General features: G+C 52.0%; 16 protein-coding genes. 1 reads left to right on the forward strand and 15 read right to left on the reverse strand.

All coding sequences use genetic code 11. From position 1 onward, the window contains the following. Nucleotides 1–63: 63 nt before the first annotated feature. From EBB_RS20535 to EBB_RS20605, 15 genes are all read right to left on the reverse strand, one after another. Nucleotides 64–1440, reverse strand: a complete 1377-nt coding sequence (locus tag EBB_RS20535) for a diguanylate cyclase (RefSeq protein ID WP_192395583.1) — start codon at nt 1438–1440, stop codon at nt 64–66. 60 nt (nt 1441–1500) lie between these two features. Next, on the reverse strand, nt 1501–2220 hold the full coding sequence (locus EBB_RS20540; protein ID WP_192395584.1) for a response regulator transcription factor: 720 nt from the start codon (nt 2218–2220) through the stop codon (nt 1501–1503). Between the two features lie 618 nt (nt 2221–2838). Next, complete coding sequence (locus tag EBB_RS20545) at nt 2839–3243, reverse strand: lysozyme inhibitor LprI family protein (protein ID WP_192395585.1); 405 nt, start codon at nt 3241–3243, stop codon at nt 2839–2841. A gap of 61 nt (nt 3244–3304) precedes the next feature. After that, nucleotides 3305–3703, reverse strand: coding sequence for a cupin domain-containing protein (locus EBB_RS20550; RefSeq protein ID WP_192395586.1), 399 nt, complete (start codon nt 3701–3703; stop codon nt 3305–3307). Nucleotides 3704–3803: 100 nt separating this feature from the next. Continuing rightward, a complete protein-coding gene (locus EBB_RS20555) occupies nt 3804–7079 on the reverse strand; it encodes an efflux RND transporter permease subunit (protein ID WP_192395587.1) in 3276 nt (1091 codons plus the stop codon). After that, nucleotides 7076–8173 carry an efflux RND transporter periplasmic adaptor subunit gene (locus EBB_RS20560; protein WP_192395588.1) on the reverse strand — a complete coding sequence of 366 codons (1098 nt, stop codon included), beginning with the start codon at nt 8171–8173 and terminating at the stop codon, nt 7076–7078. Before EBB_RS20560 ends, EBB_RS20555 begins: the two co-directional genes overlap by 4 nt. Nucleotides 8174–8183: 10 nt before the next feature. Continuing rightward, nucleotides 8184–9521: a TolC family protein gene (locus EBB_RS20565; RefSeq protein ID WP_192395589.1), complete on the reverse strand. Its 1338-nt coding sequence runs from the start codon at nt 9519–9521 to the stop codon at nt 8184–8186. An 87-nt stretch (nt 9522–9608) separates the two neighbouring features. Continuing rightward, nucleotides 9609–10880 carry an NAD(P)/FAD-dependent oxidoreductase gene (locus EBB_RS20570; protein WP_192395590.1) on the reverse strand — a complete coding sequence of 424 codons (1272 nt, stop codon included), beginning with the start codon at nt 10878–10880 and terminating at the stop codon, nt 9609–9611. Nucleotides 10881–10922: 42 nt separating this feature from the next. Further along, a complete protein-coding gene (locus tag EBB_RS20575) occupies nt 10923–11135 on the reverse strand; it encodes a YgaP family membrane protein (protein ID WP_192395591.1) in 213 nt (70 codons plus the stop codon). Next, nucleotides 11132–11287, reverse strand: coding sequence for a cytochrome bd-I oxidase subunit CydX (gene cydX / locus EBB_RS26530; RefSeq protein WP_192395592.1), 156 nt, complete (start codon nt 11285–11287; stop codon nt 11132–11134). Before cydX ends, EBB_RS20575 begins: the two co-directional genes overlap by 4 nt. An 11-nt stretch (nt 11288–11298) precedes the next feature. Further along, complete coding sequence (gene cydB / locus EBB_RS20585) at nt 11299–12438, reverse strand: cytochrome d ubiquinol oxidase subunit II (RefSeq protein ID WP_192395593.1); 1140 nt, start codon at nt 12436–12438, stop codon at nt 11299–11301. A 24-nt stretch (nt 12439–12462) separates the two neighbouring features. Next, nucleotides 12463–14013, reverse strand: a complete 1551-nt coding sequence (locus tag EBB_RS20590) for a cytochrome ubiquinol oxidase subunit I (protein WP_192395594.1) — start codon at nt 14011–14013, stop codon at nt 12463–12465. Beyond that, complete coding sequence (gene cydP, locus EBB_RS20595; protein ID WP_192395595.1) at nt 14003–14239, reverse strand: cytochrome oxidase putative small subunit CydP; 237 nt, start codon at nt 14237–14239, stop codon at nt 14003–14005. The genes EBB_RS20590 and cydP overlap by 11 nt, the downstream gene beginning before the upstream one ends. Before the next feature lie 553 nt (nt 14240–14792). Then, entirely contained in the window at nt 14793–15449 is a 657-nt protein-coding gene (locus EBB_RS20600) for a thiopurine S-methyltransferase (protein WP_225587644.1), read from the reverse strand. A gap of 97 nt (nt 15450–15546) precedes the next feature. Further along, nucleotides 15547–15903 (reverse strand): hypothetical protein, encoded by a 357-nt coding sequence (locus EBB_RS20605; protein WP_192395597.1) that lies wholly within the window; start codon nt 15901–15903, stop codon nt 15547–15549. A 51-nt stretch (nt 15904–15954) separates the two neighbouring features. On the opposite strand from EBB_RS20605, the gene EBB_RS20610 reads away from it, so the two are divergent. Next, nucleotides 15955–16386 carry a desulfoferrodoxin family protein gene (locus tag EBB_RS20610; protein ID WP_192395598.1) on the forward strand — a complete coding sequence of 144 codons (432 nt, stop codon included), beginning with the start codon at nt 15955–15957 and terminating at the stop codon, nt 16384–16386. Nucleotides 16387–16535: the final 149 nt, after the last annotated feature.

The following is a 16535-nucleotide window of genomic DNA, read 5'->3' on the forward strand; positions in this document are numbered from 1 at the left end:
TTGCCGATTTTTTCCTGCTGGGATGCTCGAAAAAATCTTTCGGCAAAAATAGCGACTCCCCGGTCATATCGACATGACAAGGTGTTGGACCGGAGCGGTTGAGGTATCGGCAACGACCCGATTGCGGCCTTGATGCTTGGCAAGGTATAGCGCCTTGTCGACGCGATCAAGGAATTGGCTTTCGTGCTCGGTAATGGAAAACTGTCCAACACCTATGCTGATAGTGACTTGTATCTGCTCGACGAAGGAGTGGTCTTCTATCGTGTTACGCAAGCGGTTGGCAAACTCGACGGCATCCTCAAGAAGTGTATGTGGCAGCAAAATCGCAAATTCTTCCCCGCCCCAACGGATCGCATCGTCGCTGCATCTGACCGCGCTCATCAGTTTGAAGCCGATGGCTTTCAAGATTTCGTCGCCGATCAAATGGCCGTGTGTATCGTTAATTTGTTTGAAAAAATCGATGTCCAATAACAACAGCGAAAACGCCGGAGCATCATAACGCCGCATGCGCCCGATTTCATCGGCCAGCCTTTTATCCAGCATCCGTCTATTGCCAAGTCCGGTGAGGGGGTCGGTCAACGAGGACTTTTCAAAGCCCTTGGCCTTGGCGTCCAGAATCGCCACCAGCTCTTTGAGTTCACCGGCATGATGTTTGATTAAATCAATCCAGGTGCCATAGGCAAAACCCACCAGTTCGCTCTGCGTAACGACGCCTACCAACTGGTTTTCCTGATTCACCACAATCGACCGTTTGATGTGACAGGTTTTTAACTGCGCGAGCGCGTCTTGAATGGTCGAACTGACCCGGGTGGTGATGACCGGACTCGTCATGTACTCCCGGAGCGGTCTGTCGGTGGTATCCGCGGCAGAAATAAGTTTAAAAATATCCTTGGTGGTGATGATGCCTACCGGTATTTTGGCTTCGACCACGATAATGGAGTCCTCCATTTTCTGCAGATGGTTCAGCACATCGTCCAAAATCCAGTCTGCGGTAAAGGTGACTGGCTCTATTCTGGTCACCAACTCGCCGATAGTTTTCTTTTGCACCAGTACGGTAGGATCGACCGCCGATAAAATGTCGGTATCGGTCAATATCCCGACCAGACTCCCAGTGGAATCGACGACACCTAAATACCGGTCGCCATTGTTTTCAAGGATTTCGAATGCAGTCAGAACCCGTTCATTTTCGAAAACGCAGGTAATCTTGCGTAATGTCAATTCAGCCAAGGTGGTATCACTGCTGCCGCCCGAGTGCAGATGCTGCAGCAAATCTTCAACGGAAAATACAAAATATTCGTCGCCGATCTCCAGCACTACGCTGCTGACGTTATGCTGGTCTATCAACTGCGAGACCGAACGAATAGTCATATTTAAAGTCGCGCGCAAAAGTTGTTTTTGCGCAATCGACCCAACCGTTGGAAAAATTGTAAATTCAGTCACGAGCGTCTCAAATTTGGCTATGCCTTGCGATTATTAGGGTTTGGTGGGTAGCAAGGGGGGCTAAGCCAGAGATTTTTGGCGTTTCTCACACTTGTTGGTTTGTTGGGTGTTCAATATTTTTAGCGGCGGGATAGTAGCCAAATCAGTCAGTCCTTGGCGAGTATTTGACTTGAAGGTATCGTGCAGCCTCAGAAGATCGGTAACCGTTTTAGCGTTGGTTTTGCGCATTAAATTAGCGCGATGCACTTTGACGGTTTTTACGGAAATATCCAGTTTTTCGGATATTTCCTTATTGGTGTGCCCCAGCACCACCAACTCGCAGGTTTCAATTTCGCGTTTGGTCAGATTTCGGAATTGATTGTTGATAGTGGTAGCGAACTCATATTCGAAAAACGCCAGTTCAAGGCATTTGCGGATCTGTTCCAGACTGAACGGCTTTTCAATAAAATCAAACAAACCGGTTTTTATCGAACGCAAGGTCGTTGAGAGATCGCTTGAGCGGGTGATACAAATCCGCGGGTATTCCAGTAATAAACCAAACTCGGAACCGCAGGGCGATATTTCGACCACTTCCGGATCAAACACCATGACAAAGGCAATATTTTTGCTAGTCAAATTCGCCTTGTTGTCGACGATCCAGCAAGCCAACTCATCCCGGCTGGCAACATACTCCACGTTGGCTTGCAGACTCTCTCTGACCCGATTGATACCTTTAAAGGACGAGACTTCGCGGTCAGCAACCAAGATTAATCTATCGAGATCCAAAACCTGTAGTGTCATAGTCTGTAAAAATTGATACAAATGTTCGCGTTTCAAACCTTGTCAAGTGTACGTAAGTCTTAAGTTTTGTCTATTGGGCTAAGGTCTTAGATGCGTCATCAGCTTCCCTGCTGTTCAGGCTGTTTTTATGCTTTCAATGAACCGGGCCCTACTTATCATTGGTATTCGGTTCGGACTCGTCGAAGCCCAGGCCGGTATGCATCAACTCAAACGGTAATTTAGTGCGCAATCGGCTGGCCAAATTGCGTGGCATATCCCAGGAGCAAATGTTCGGGCAACTGACTGCGCAGGGCCTAATCGAGAAACACGAGGACAAACGGCAGTTAACCGACGCAGGCACTGCCGCGGGCCGTGTCTATCTGACCGGGAAATATGACCAATAAATTGTCTGGCAGGAAGATTTTCAGGTGCCGAGCGCGCCAAGCAAAACTGATGCACCGTAGATATTGACTGCCACTGTGCTGGGGCGACAGTTCGAACTGCCGGCCAAGAAAATGAACTACATCTTGTCCGAATTGGACTGGATCAAAAATGGCTTGAAAGGCTGGCTGGTCATCGAACAAGATACGCCTAATGAACTCAAAAACATACAGCGCAATGCCCGTTGGTTATTGCGCCTTACGGCCTTGGAGGGGCTGAATCCGGCATTAAGGACTCAATTTCCTGCGCCCTTTCTGCGGTAGATGACATCACACAATCGTTAGCACTGATTGTTGCAGCGGTCCCGCCATCTGGGTTAGCGTAAAACCCGCAATTACTGTCGCGAAATTTGACCCATGCCCGCTGAGCATCTTGCAGCGCCTTGACTCTTGCTGGATCAATGCTTTTGAGCGCGGATTTGTAGGCTTTGTTAAGCCTGTCGTCTTGCAGTTTTGTTTCATCCGCTATGCAATCCAACATAGATACCGTAACGCCTTCTGATTTATCCATGCATGCTGAATATTGACTTGAAAGCTTTGCTTCACCAGCCGCTACCGTAAATGACAAAACCATCGACACTAACAAGATACCAATCTTAAACATAATGCTTTCTCTATTCCAAAATTAGACTTTATGTTGAGCGAAAGCTTAATTCGTTGAGGCTTTAATGCTTAGCCGGCTTAGCCGCCGCAAGCTCGAATATGATAATTTCCGCCTCGCCTTTACCTACATTTTCCACGGTCATTTCCGCGCCGGTTTCCCAGAACACTTCGCCTTGATTGTAGACTTTGGTTTCGCCGTCATCGACGACTTTCAGCTTTCCCATTACGACGTATCTGGGGCCTGGTCCCTCATGAGTATGCAGCGGCGTTTTGTAGCCTTTGGGGAAGCGCACCCGCAGCACATGAGTTTCCACGTCTTTGCTGGGTAAGGTAACCGGCTTGGTCATTAACATGTCGCGGGAGAATTTGCTGGCGGCCTCGTCGGCTTGCGCGAACGGCGCCAGACACGTTAGTAATCCTGAAACGGCAAATAAGTAGCAAACGCGGATTGACTGTTGCATAGGTGTGGCCTCAAAGCTAGGGGATAGGTTTATAGGTAGTGAGTATATAAAAAACGCTCGGCGCCACGCCCGCTGAATTGTCTTCGCGGGCGCTCAGTCGCTATTCTTCGACTGTGACTTGTTTGGGCATATCGCGGTTGATCAAAAAATACACCACGGGAATTACGACCAAGGAAAACAAGGTCGAGGCGATAATCCCAAAGATAAAGCTCCAGGCCAAGCCGGAAAAGATAGGATCCAGGACGATCATCACCGAGCCCAACACCGCCGAGGCCGCCGTTAAAAAGATCGGATTCAGCCGGGTAGCGCCCGCTTCGATGATGGCGTCGGCCAGACTATTATCCGGATTGCCGCGATAGATGTTCTCGATAAAATCAATCAGGATGATGGAGTTGCGCACCACGATCCCGGCCAAGGCGATCATGCCTATCATGGCCGTAGCGGTGAAATACACCGGATCCGCATATTGCCCCACATCGGACGCGAACAGGTTGATAAACCAAAAGCCCGGCATGATGCCTATCACCGTCAAAGGGATGGCAATCATCATGATCAGCGGCACACCCAAGGAGCCGGTCTGTCCCACTAGCAGGATGTAAATCATCACCATGGCCGCCGCAAACGCCAATCCCAGGTCACGGAATACATCGACAGTGATTTTCCATTCGCCCTCCCCGGCCATTTCCGCACTGTAACCGGGCGGCAAGGGTTGCTGTTCCAATGCGTCTTGCAGATCCCACACCGCTTCCACCGGGCTGCGACCGGCCATTTCGCCCAGCACGTAGGACACTTGGCGTAAGTTTTTGTGGTAGATGGTTTGATCAGCCAGTTCGTGGCTAAATCGACCGATTTCGCTTAAGCGGATCAAATCGCCTTTTGCCGACTTCACCGACAGATTTAATAAGTCGGCTTCTGAGGAACGGGCGGCTCTGGGGTATTGCAGCGTAATCAGTAACGGTTGCCGTTCGCTGGCGATATGCAAGGTACCCGCTAGGCCGCCTTCTACCGCCAGCTTCAAACTGCTGGCAACTTGTTGATTACTGATGCCCAATAGGGCCGCTTTGTCCTGATCCAGCACAAATTGCCATTGGTCTTGCGGCGCTTGCACATAATCATCCACATCCACCACGCCTTCGGTCGTTTGTAAATGTGCACGGACTTGTTTGGATACGCTCACCAAATCCTGATAACCGGCTTCCGGTGGCCCATAAATTTCTGCGACCACGCTGGACAACACCGGCGGCCCCGGTGGCATTTCGACGATTTTTAAGTTAGCGCCGTATTGTTGGCCGATGCGTTCTATATCCGGACGCATCCGCAGGGCAATAGCGTGGGATTGTTGAGCGCGGCGGGTTTTATCCACCAGGATGATACGGATGTCGCCGACATAAGCACCCTGGCGCAAATAATAATGCCGCACTAAACCATTGAAATCCATCGGCGACGCCAAACCCACATAGGTTTGATAGCTACTCACTTCGTTGACTGTGGCTAAATACTGGCCCAGCTCCGCAGCAACTTCGTTCGTAGCTTCCAGAGACGAGCCGCGCGGCATATCAATCACCAACTGCAGCTCGTTTTTATTGTCAAACGGCAGCAGTTTTAAGGGCACCACTCGGGTCACGGCCATCAAAGTGGACAACACGAACGCCACAAACACCGCCAATAAAAACCATAAGGCTTTGGCTTTGTGGTGCAGCAAGGGCGCCATGATGGCCTGATAAAGCCTGAAGCCACGGGTTTCCTGTAGCCGAAACTCCGGTCCATGGTCTTTACCGTAATCGCCTTTCAACAGTTTATAACTGGCCCACGGGGTCACGGTGAAGGCGATCAGCAAGGACATCAGCATCGCAATCGGCACGTTAAACGCCATGGGCGCCATATACGGTCCCATCATGCCGGTGATAAAAAACATCGGCACAAAAGACATGATCACGGCGAAGGTGGCCAAGATGGTCGGCGGGCGAATCTCGTCCACCGCGCTCAGTAAAGCTTGTAAGGGAGGCTCTTTGCGCAGCTTGTAATGGCGATGAATATTCTCGACATCGACAATCGGGTCATCCACCAATAAGCCCAGCGATAGAATCAGCGCAAACAGGGTGACCCGATTGATGGTGTAGCCAAAGATCAAATCGCAGAGCAAGGTAATCGCAAAGGTCATCGGCACCGCCAAGGATACGATCAGCGATTCCTTGAACCCCAACGCCAGCGCCAGCAGCACGATGATGGTGAGAATCGCGATGCTCAGATGCATCACCAACTCGTTGACCTTGTGATCGGCAGTTTCGCCGTAGTTGCGGGTGACCGTCACCAGAACCTCATCCGGGATCAGCGTACCGTGCAATTGTTCGGTCAATTCCAACACCTGCTCTGCCACGCCGACCGCATTGCTTCCGCGGCGTTTGGCAATAGCGATGGTAGCCATTTGCCGTTCTTCACCCACTTGCGGCAAACTGCCACCGGCCTGCCCTACCGTCTGCATTTGCTCCACACCGGGACCGAAGCCGATACGGGTGTAATAATCCGTATCTTGCGGACCATCGACGATCTGCGCCACATCGCGCAAATACACCAACCGACCGCCCACATTCTTTAGGATCGTGGCACCAAGCTGCTCGGGTGTTTCATAGTAAGGCCCGGCTTCCAGCAAGATTTCTTTGTTATTCTGATTGACATGTCCGGCCGGCAGATTGACATTGCTCTGTGCCAAAGCCTGCTGCAACTCCGGCAAACTGAGGCCACTGGCTTGCAATTTGGCCGGATCGGGATACACCGAAATCTGCCGTGGCGCTGCGCCGATGACCCAACTTTTACCGACGTCGTCGATAGCCCGCAAGCGCTCGATCAATTCTTCGGCAATGCGGCGCACCGCCATGATATCTTCGTTAGCCTTGGGCATCGATAGACTCAGCAACAAGATCGGCACATCATCGATTTCTACCGGCTTGACCACCCAATCGCTCACGCCGGGCGGGATGACATCCAGATTGGCTTGCAGTTTGTCGCGGGTTTTGATCAAACTGTCTTCAATGCTCTCGCCCACCCGATAGCGCACTGTGACCAGCGCTTCGCCGGGCCGGGAGGCGGAATACACATACTCGACCCCCTGAATTTGCTTGAGTAGCACTTCCAGCGGCGTGGTCACGCGCTTTTCCACTTCTTCGCTGCTGGCCCCCGGATAATGCACAAACACATCCATTACCGGCACGATGATTTGCGGATCTTCCTCGCGCGGCGTCAAAGTCAACGCAGCAGCACCCGCCAACAAGGAAATCAGTAAAAACAGCAGCGATAAATGCGAGGTGGTGAATAAGCGGACGATGGCGACAGTGAGGCTGTCTTTTTTGGCTTCCACGGTGTTTTTCAACTCGCTCATTGCCCCAACCCAACGTTGCTTAAGATGGTTTCACCAACGCGTAGCCCGGATAAAATTTCCACTTGGTCGCCATACTGTTTGCCGGTGCGCACGTGGCGGGTAACCAGTCTTTGCCCGTCCAGCACTTTGACGGCTTGCAACTGCCCGTAATGCAATACGGCAGCAGATGGGATCATCACCGCCTGTTGTGCGCTAGCGCAGGCCAGTTCCAGCCAGCCGAATTGACCGTGTTGCAAACCAGGCATGGTGGGTAATTTAATTTTTACCGCCAGGGTGCGGGTTTGCGGATCAATTTCCGGAGCAATCTCGTCGACCGTCGCCGCCAGCGTTTGCGGCGGCGTATCAAAGCGCACACTCACTGGCATGCCCAATTTAATCGCTGCGGCGCAGTGGCTGGCGATTGCCGCTTCCAGGCGCAAATCATCAGGTTTGTGCAGCGTGACGACAGCCTGATTGGGCAAGCCCATGTCACCCGGCTCTTGCAAACGCTCACCGACGACCCCGTCAAAAGGCGCATAAAGTACGTTTTCGCCGAACATGACTTTACTCTGTTGGGCAGCACTGGCCGCTTGATTGGCCAGAGCCCGCGCGCTTTGCGCTTGCGCCAGCACGGCATCGTAATTTTGCCGGGTAGCCGCCTGCTTGTTATAAAGATCGATGATGCGTTTTTCTTCGGCATTGGCTTGCGCGGCCTGCGCTTGAGCCGCTACCTGTGCTGCATTGGCGGCGTTGTAAGCCGCCCGTAAATCGCGGTCATCAAGGCGGGCGATAACTTGGCCTTTGTTAACTTTATCGCCGGGATTAACCGCGATTTCCAGGATGCGTGCATTCAATTTAGGAGCGATTTTGGCCGCCAGGCGCGACCTGACGACACCTTGCCAAGACAGCTGATTCTCCGCCGCTTGGGTACCCACGGTTAAAGTCTTGGCACCAGCAGGTAAACTGCTTTCTGGCAAATTAGTGTTGCCGGGTTGGGTCTTTTTCTCACCGCCCAAAATACCTAATGCAAAAAAGATCACCAGCAACAGCGCTGTGATCGCTGCCGCAGGGATAAGCCATCGCGGCGACTGTGATTCAGAAAAGTGTTCGGTCATCATGACTCCTTTATTGCCAGAAACCGGTGGCTTGTTTGAGTTCCGCTTCGGCCCGCAAGGCATCGAAACGCGCAGTGATTTGCCGGGTATGCGCCTTATCGCGCGCCACTTCGGCTTCGATATAGCGGGTGACGGTCACCACGCCGGCTTGGCGTTGTTCATTGACTAAACGCAGGGCTTCTTCCGCGGCCTTAACCGCAACGGCGCTCACTTCGGCGCGGCTTAGCGCGTCTTGTAGCTTGACTTGCGCCGATTTCAGCTGATTTTCAATGCGTAACCGGGTTTGCTTGGCCGCCTCTTGGGCGGCGGTTAATTCGTGCTCGGCTTTTTTGATTCTTTCTTGCGTTGCAAAGCCGGAAAACACATCCACCTCCACCATCACGCCGGCGGTGACGTTATCGCGATTGCTGCTGAACGCCAGATCTTTACTGTCGGAACCGTAACTCACAAAAGCGTCGGCGCGGGGTAAGTGGGCGGCTTGGGCCACGTCAAGCTGACGTTCGGCCATCGCCACGCGCTTCTTGGCGGCTTGCAGTTCAGGATGGTTACTCAACGCCTGATTGAGCAATTCGTCAAACACTGCCGGACTGCCTGGCAAGGCGGCCTGCCGGGTTTGATCGATCACAAAAGGCGCGTCAACCGACAAACCCAACAAGGTTTTCAACATACTCTGTGCCAGTTCAATGGCATTGGCGGCTTGGATTTCCGCGTCTTTGGCTTCGGCCAACTGCACTTCCAAGGACAACACATCGGATTTTAAGACGGTGCCGGCATCGAAGCGAATCCGCGAGTGATCCAGCTCGCTCTGCACCGCAGTAATGGATCGTTGACTAATCTCATGGGCTTCCATCGCGGCCAACTCGCCGTAATAGGCAGCCGTGACATTATTCACCAACTGATTGCGGGTCGCGGCCTTTTCCAGTTCCGAGGTTTCGACATTCAGTTCCGCCGCCTGTTTGCGGTAATAATCTTGCCCGCCACGAAATAGCGAATAGCTTGCCGTCACTTGCGGCCGATAGTTATCAACACCGCCGGGATGATTGAAGTCGTTGCCGGCAAAGCTGAGCCGACGCTGGGCGATGATCATCGCAAAGGCTTGCGCCGGATTATCGCTGTGCTGGTAAGACAAGCTGGCTTTAATCTGCGGGTAGAAGCTGGCTAAGGACTCGCCCAATTGCGCATTGGCCTGCTCGATGCGGGCTTGCATCATGCCCAACTCCGGATTATTCGCCAAGGCGGTGTCAATAGCTTGCTCCAGGCTGTATTGGCTGGGCTCTGCCTGTGCAAAGACCGCAGCCAAAACCAGCATCAGGGCGACCGATACCCGCCAAAAATATCTATGTGTCATTGAGTAATCTGCATTCAGTTAGAGCAAACGGGGTAACACGTCAACAGCGGCGATATTAATTGAATACCACCGCTGTTGACATCTGTCTTAGCCTTTCAAGCGCATGATGCCGAACATTTTCAGCGTCAAACGCTCGTAGTAAGGCTCGCTTATACCCTTACGCACTTTGCGCATAAAGTATTTTTCGTAACCAATTTTAGCTAAATGCACCCATTTGCCACTGGAAGCCCACTGCACGTTACGCGGTGGAATTTGCGGCATGGCCAGGAACGCGACGCCCGAATCACCGAAATCCGCCAAACATAATGCATTCCAGGTGCCTTTTTCCTTGGGCTGCTTGCCATCCAGTTCGGCACGAATATTATGCGCGGTGGCGGTGACCATCGATTCGATCATATAACCGGTTTTGGGGGTACCGGTCGGTACTGGCGTTTGTTCCAGCGGTGGAATGGCGATGCAAACCCCGATTGAATAGACGTTTTTAAAGGTTGGGTTACGTTGATTTTCGTCAACGATGACAAAACCGCGCGGATTAACCAACTTTTCGATACCGGTCAACGCGTCCACACCTTTAAAAGCGGGCAGAATCATGCTGTGTTTGAACGGCAATTCGTGCTTTTTCTTTTCCTGGCCGTTTTCATCCACTTCCGTGACATACATCATGCCGGCTTCGATTTTGTCGATTTTGGCATTGCAAATCCAATTGATACTTTTATTGCGCAATTCGCTTTCCAGCATGCCTTTGGTGTCGCCGACGCCGCCCAAGCCCAGATGGCCGATGTAAGGTTCCGAGGTGACATAGGTCATTTTCACTTTGTCGCGAATTTTACGCTGGCGTAGATCGGTTTCCGCGATAAACATGTATTCGTAAGCCGGACCGAAGCATGAAGCGCCTTGCGCGGCGCCAACGATAATCGGACCGGGATCTTCGACGAATTTATTCCAGTTTTCCCCTGCTTCGCCGGCATGATCGACGTGGCACACCGACTGCGTGTGTCCGTCCGGCCCCAAACCCGGGACTTCATCGAATGCCAGTTTTGGACCGGTGGCGATGATCAGAAAATCATAATCAACCACTTCGCCATCGGCTAATTCGACTTGATTGTTTTCAGGATGAAAGCGGGTGACTTTTTTCTGAATAAAGCCGATTTTCTTTTTCTTGAACATCGGTGCCAATTCCACTTTCAGGTCTTCCGGCTTACGCCAGTTGACAGCCACCCAAGGATTGGACGGGACAAAATGAAAAGTCGGGGTATCGGCGATCACCACCACCTCGTCTTCCTTCCGAGCGTTTTCTTTCATTTCCAAAGCCATCGGGATACCGCCGATGCCTGCGCCTACGATTACGATTTTTGCCATGATGTAACTCCTTCAGGATAGATAAATTATGGTGTGCCGGTGTTATTGGCAGCTTTGTTTTATGCCCAATTTTTTCAAAATCATTTCCAGCGGGCAGAATCGGGTAAAACCGCTTTGAAATAAGTTGGCACCGACAAATGCGGTAAACCAAAGCCAGTTGCTGGACTGAAATAGCGGGCTGCCTTCCACCCCCAAACTCAACGAAAGCAACACAAACAAGCCGGCAACGATGCGGACAATACGTTCGGTGCTCATGACATCCTCTCTTTGCTGCGTTGCGCCAAGCTCTCGCACGATTGATCGATGCCATGATGGTCGATGTCGCACACCGATTCCAGCCACATGGCGTTGATGATGGCAAAGGACGCCGCGAAACCGACGCCGAGTATCCAAGCGAAATACCACATGATGTGTCTCCTTAATAAAGTGTGTGACTGTCTTTAAGCACAGCCGCTTCGGTCACGCTGCCCCACATCACCCGGTATACAAAGCGGGTGTACAGCAGCACGATGGGCAGAAAAATAATGGTGATCCAAAACCCCAGCAATAAAGTGTTGTGACTGGAGGTACCGTCCCACAAAGTCAGGCTGGAACCCGGCGCGGTCGATGAAATCAGCAGGAAGGGAAACAAACCAAAACCAACAGTCAGTGCCACACCAGCAATGCCCAGACTACTGAGTACGAATGCCCCCATCCTGGACTCGCCCTGGCCTAACCGCCAAGCCAAAGCAATACCGACAAATGCCGTCAGCGGCGCCAACCACATCCAGGGGTAACTCATAAAATGCGTCAACCAAGAAGCGCCACGCGCAACCACGGTTTTATGCAACGGATTAGACGGCGCATCTGTAGCCGCCATTTGGGTAATTTCCGGGCGATCAATACCGACGAACACCCAAATGGTGATCGCAGTCAATGCAAACAGCAGCATCGGCCCCAGGGCATTCACGGTATTGATAGCGCGGTCATGAATTACGCCTTCGCTACGCCATTTCAGAAATAATGCGCCATGGAAAGTAGTTAGCAAAAGGCCGGTGAACCCACACAATAAGGCAAACGGACTCAACAGCGCCCAAAACGAACCGTCGTAAAACGAGCGTAGATCTTGGTCGAAATGGAACGGCAAGCCCAGAAGCAAATTGCCCACCAACACACCGAGCAGAATCGGCGGCAAGCTGCTGCCGATGAACAAGCTCCAGTCCCAACTGGTGCGCCAACGCGGGTCTTCGATCTTGCTACGGTAATCAAACGCCGCAGGCCGAAAGAACAAGGAAAACAACACCAACAGCATCGCCGCATACAGCCCGGAAAACAGCGTGGCATACACCGCCGGCCAAATCGCGAATATCGCGCCGCCCAACAGCACTAACCAAACTTGGTTACCTTCCCAGGTAGCGCCGACGGTGTTGATAATCACCCGGCGCTCCACGTCGGATTTACCGATAAACGGCAGCAAAGTACCCACCCCGAAATCAAAGCCTTCGGTCAATGCGAAGGCAATGCCGACGATACCGATAAAGACCCACCAAATCAGGCGGATGGTTTCATAATCAAACATAATGAACTCCTGTTGACGAATGGATTAGGCGGCTTGCTGTTCGAGACAATAGCGGCCGGTATGCAAGCTGCTGGGGCCGAGACGGACGTATTTCAGCATCAGATACATCTCGATGATCAGCAATATCGTATAGAACAAGGCAAAGCCGCCGATACTGAACCAGAGCTGCCCGGCGCTGAGGCTGGAAACGCTCATATGGGTAGGCAACACGCCAGAGATGGTCCAGGGTTGGCGGCCGACTTCGGCGACAAACCATCCGGTTTCGGCGGCAATCCACGGTAAGGGGATGCACCACACCGCCATGCGCAACAGCCAGCGTTTTTGATCGGCAACGCGGGTAGCGCAGTAGTAAAACGTCATCGCAAAGATGAACAGCATGATAAAGCCGCAAGCCACCATGATGCGGAAGGTCCAGAATAGCGGCGCCACTTTGGGGATGGTGTCGTTGGCCGCTTTTTGGATGGTCGCGGCGTCGGCGTCGGTGACCTTGTCGGTGTATTTTTTCAGCAATAAACCGTAACCGAGATCGGCTTTGTGGGCGTCGAACGCTGCCTTGGCGCTTAGATCACCGCCGCGCAGTTTTTGCAAATTGTCGTAAGCCACCATGCCGCTTTCGATCCGCACCACACTCTCTTCACGCAAATCTTTAAGACCTTTGACGTCCTCATCGATGGAGCGCGTCGCTATCAGACCCAGCACGTAAGGGAGTTTTAGCGCCATATCGGTTTTCTGATTGTCCTGATCCGGCAAGCCGAACACGGTAAAACCGGCGGGTGCGGGGTGGGTATCCCATTCGGCTTCAATGGCGGCGAGCTTCATTTTTTGGGTTTCGCCGGAGGTGTAACCGCTTTCGTCACCCAACACGATCACAGATAAAATCGAAGCCAATCCAAAAGCCGACGCAATGGAAAACGAGCGTCTGGCGAAGCCGATGTCACGCTTATTGAGTAAATACCAGGAGCTGATGCCCAGCACGAACATCGAGCCGGTGACATAACCCGCCGCCACGGTGTGCACGAATTTGACCTGCGCGACCGGGTTGAAAAACACATCAGCAAAGCTAGTCATCTCCATACGCAGCGTTTCGTAGTTAAACGCCGCACCCACCGGATACTGCATCCAGCCGTTGGCGATTAATATCCATAACGCCGACAGACTGGTGCCCACCGCCAGCAGCCACGTCACCACCAAATGCTGAACCCGGCTCAACCGGTCCCAACCGAAGAAAAACAGACCCACAAAGGTCGATTCCAGGAAGAACGCCATCCAACCTTCCGCAGCCAGTAAGGGCCCGAAGATATCGCCGACGTAATGCGAGTAGTAAGCCCAGTTGGTGCCGAACTGAAACTCTAGCGTCAAACCGGTGGTGACACCCATAGCAAAGTTGATGCCAAACAACTTGCCCCAAAATTTGACCATGTCCTTGTACACCTCTTTGCCGGTCATCACGTAGACCGACTCCATGATGCCGAGGATAAAGGTCATACCCAGGGTCAAGGGCACAAACAGAAAATGATACAGCGCGGTTAGCCCGAACTGCATGCGAGACAGCATGACTATATCGTCACCGAACATGGCGAGACTCCTGGGTGGATGGGGAAGAAACGGGATTAGTGGCGCCAGGTTTAGCCGGCAAAGCAAAGTGCGCGGCGATGTCCGGTTTGGCGACTGGGCGCTCTTGCCAGCGGAAAATCAGAAACCAGAGGCCGGTAAGTAGAATCACTTTTATCAATAGCGCTACGGCTATTTCCCAGCGTAGTAAGCCGGATTTCGGTATCTCAGTGTGGGTAGTATCTGTCATAGCCGCCTCCTGGTTTATTGGCAGGCTCCTTAAATTCGCTGGCGTCGTGATTCCAGAGCTCGAGGTATCAGTTTCTGAGAGTTGACCGAAAAACATACGCACTTCACAAATATCATTAATCAATAATATTTCTATATCAATTTGCGTGCCAAACGTAATTTCTCCGATTAATCAAGGTGGGTAAGGGCTGATCAGCTATGGATCGATGCAAAAACATGTTTCAACATGAAACATTGAAACGATATCCAGGAAGTTGAAACAAAAATGAAACATGACGTGCCGATTCTGCAACAGCCTCCTGCTTTGATAACTCGACGCGCTAAATGCCGGCGCTCCAGGGAACACCGGAGTCTAAGAGCTTAAAGGGATTCCAGCCTTCGCCGGAACGACGATTTCAGAAAATTTAAAAGAGGATCAACCCGGCCCTATTTATCACCGGTATTCCGTTCGAGCTGAGCACGTCGAAACTCAGGCGAGTGTGCCCTTCGACAGGGCGAACGGCATTTAAGGGCCGGGTTTATACTATGCGACTGGCAATTCGGTACGTCTTTTATTACCGAACCAAAAGCTTATAGGTTTGCTCCACCATTTTAGTTAAGCCACGCTCTTTAAAATGCAGCTCGGTCGCTAAAGCATCGTCGCTGGTCAACAACTCAACTTCACACCAGTGGCTGTATAAACGCTCAACTTCGTCGGCTTGTACGCTAAACGGCGGCCCCGGCATTTCGTGTTGCGGATAATCGAATGCTATCAGCAACATTTGCGCATTGACGGACAACAGGGAGGACAGCTTCATCACGTAATCGATGCGCATATCCGGCGACAAAGCCACCAGCGCCGCCCTATCGTAAACCGCATCAAACTCGCCAACATCGGCAGCTTGCAATGCAAAAAAATCCCCGCAGAAAATCTGCAAACCGTCCACCTCACTGACCCAAAAATCGCCCTGGCGCCGCACGGTTGGTTGCAGATTGTTATCGGCGAAAAACGACTCGACAGCCAGCGGACTTAATTCCACACCCACCACCTGATAGCCCATCGCTAATAGCCAAAGCAAGTCCTTGCTCTTGCCGCACAACGGGACAAACACTCGCGCTTTTTCTGGGATAGACAAGCGCGGCCAATGCATTTGCAGAATAGGGTTGAACTCATGCTTGTGAAAACCAATTTGGTTCTGCTGCCAACGCTGATGCCAGAAATCATGATCCATAGCCTGCCCTCTCATTTGATATTGCACGAATAGCCATTCTATTTGACTTGCCGGTTTACTGCTCGGCATTGTTGGTAGCAGAAAAGCCGACTTTTCGTTAGCGGCGATAGCTGACAGTAATCAGCCCGTCATGTCCGCTGGCGCGGCTTGTCGATGCTGAACATTGTCTAGCGTTTCCCTCGATATTAACCCGGCCCTTAAATACCGTTCGTCCTGAACTTATCGAAGGACGCCCCACATCAGGCTTCGACAGGCTCAGCCCGAACGGAATACCAATAGCAAAAAGGGCCGGATTAAAAATATAAGCTAACGTAAGAACCCATGGACTTAGATCTAACAAATCGTGATACATTTTGATGCGTCGCGCGGTCAGGCGAGCCGGAGCCGTTGCGAACGCTTCTTCTGCATTGGCAGGATAAAAAACCGGTTCAACACACGCTGCCGAGCAAGTCATACTGGCTTAACTCAGTAGTAGACAATTTTTAAACCATCACAAGGAATTTTCATGGAACGTCGCGATTTTATTCGATTGAGTGCCGCCGGTGCGGCGATCAGCGCCATTGCCCCCAGCCTGGCCCAAGCCGCGGAAGCCGGCAAACAACCTACACCGCCGGGCGATGTGTTTTACACCAAGGATGCGCAAGGCCGCTGGGCCGGCAAAGCCGCGACGCACTTGCCGGTGATTGAAGTCGTTAAAGCCGATGGCAAAGCCACCGTTAAAATCACCACTCCGCACGAAATGAAAGGCTATGAACATTACATCGTCAAACACGTATTGCTGGATAAAGACTACAAATTCCTGAACGAGCGGATGTTCGATCCCAGCAAAGACCCGGTCGCCATTTCCGAATTCAGTCTGGCGGGATACAGCGGTACCGTTTACGCCTTGAGCCTGTGCAACAAGCACGATCTTTGGTTGAACAGCGCCGAGGTATAAAGCCATCGGATCGGCGATAACAAAGACGTTGTCGCCGTTTCGCCACATACTTCCGTCAGGAAGCTCCTGGGTATCGGCGGTCATCGCCCCCTTCCTGACATTCGAAGCTTTGGTCTCGATGTCGGTAGTCATTTCATGAGCTGACGTTC

Source organism: Methylomonas fluvii (assembly GCF_014850975.1).
Classification (GTDB): Bacteria; Pseudomonadota; Gammaproteobacteria; order Methylococcales; family Methylomonadaceae; genus Methylomonas; species Methylomonas fluvii.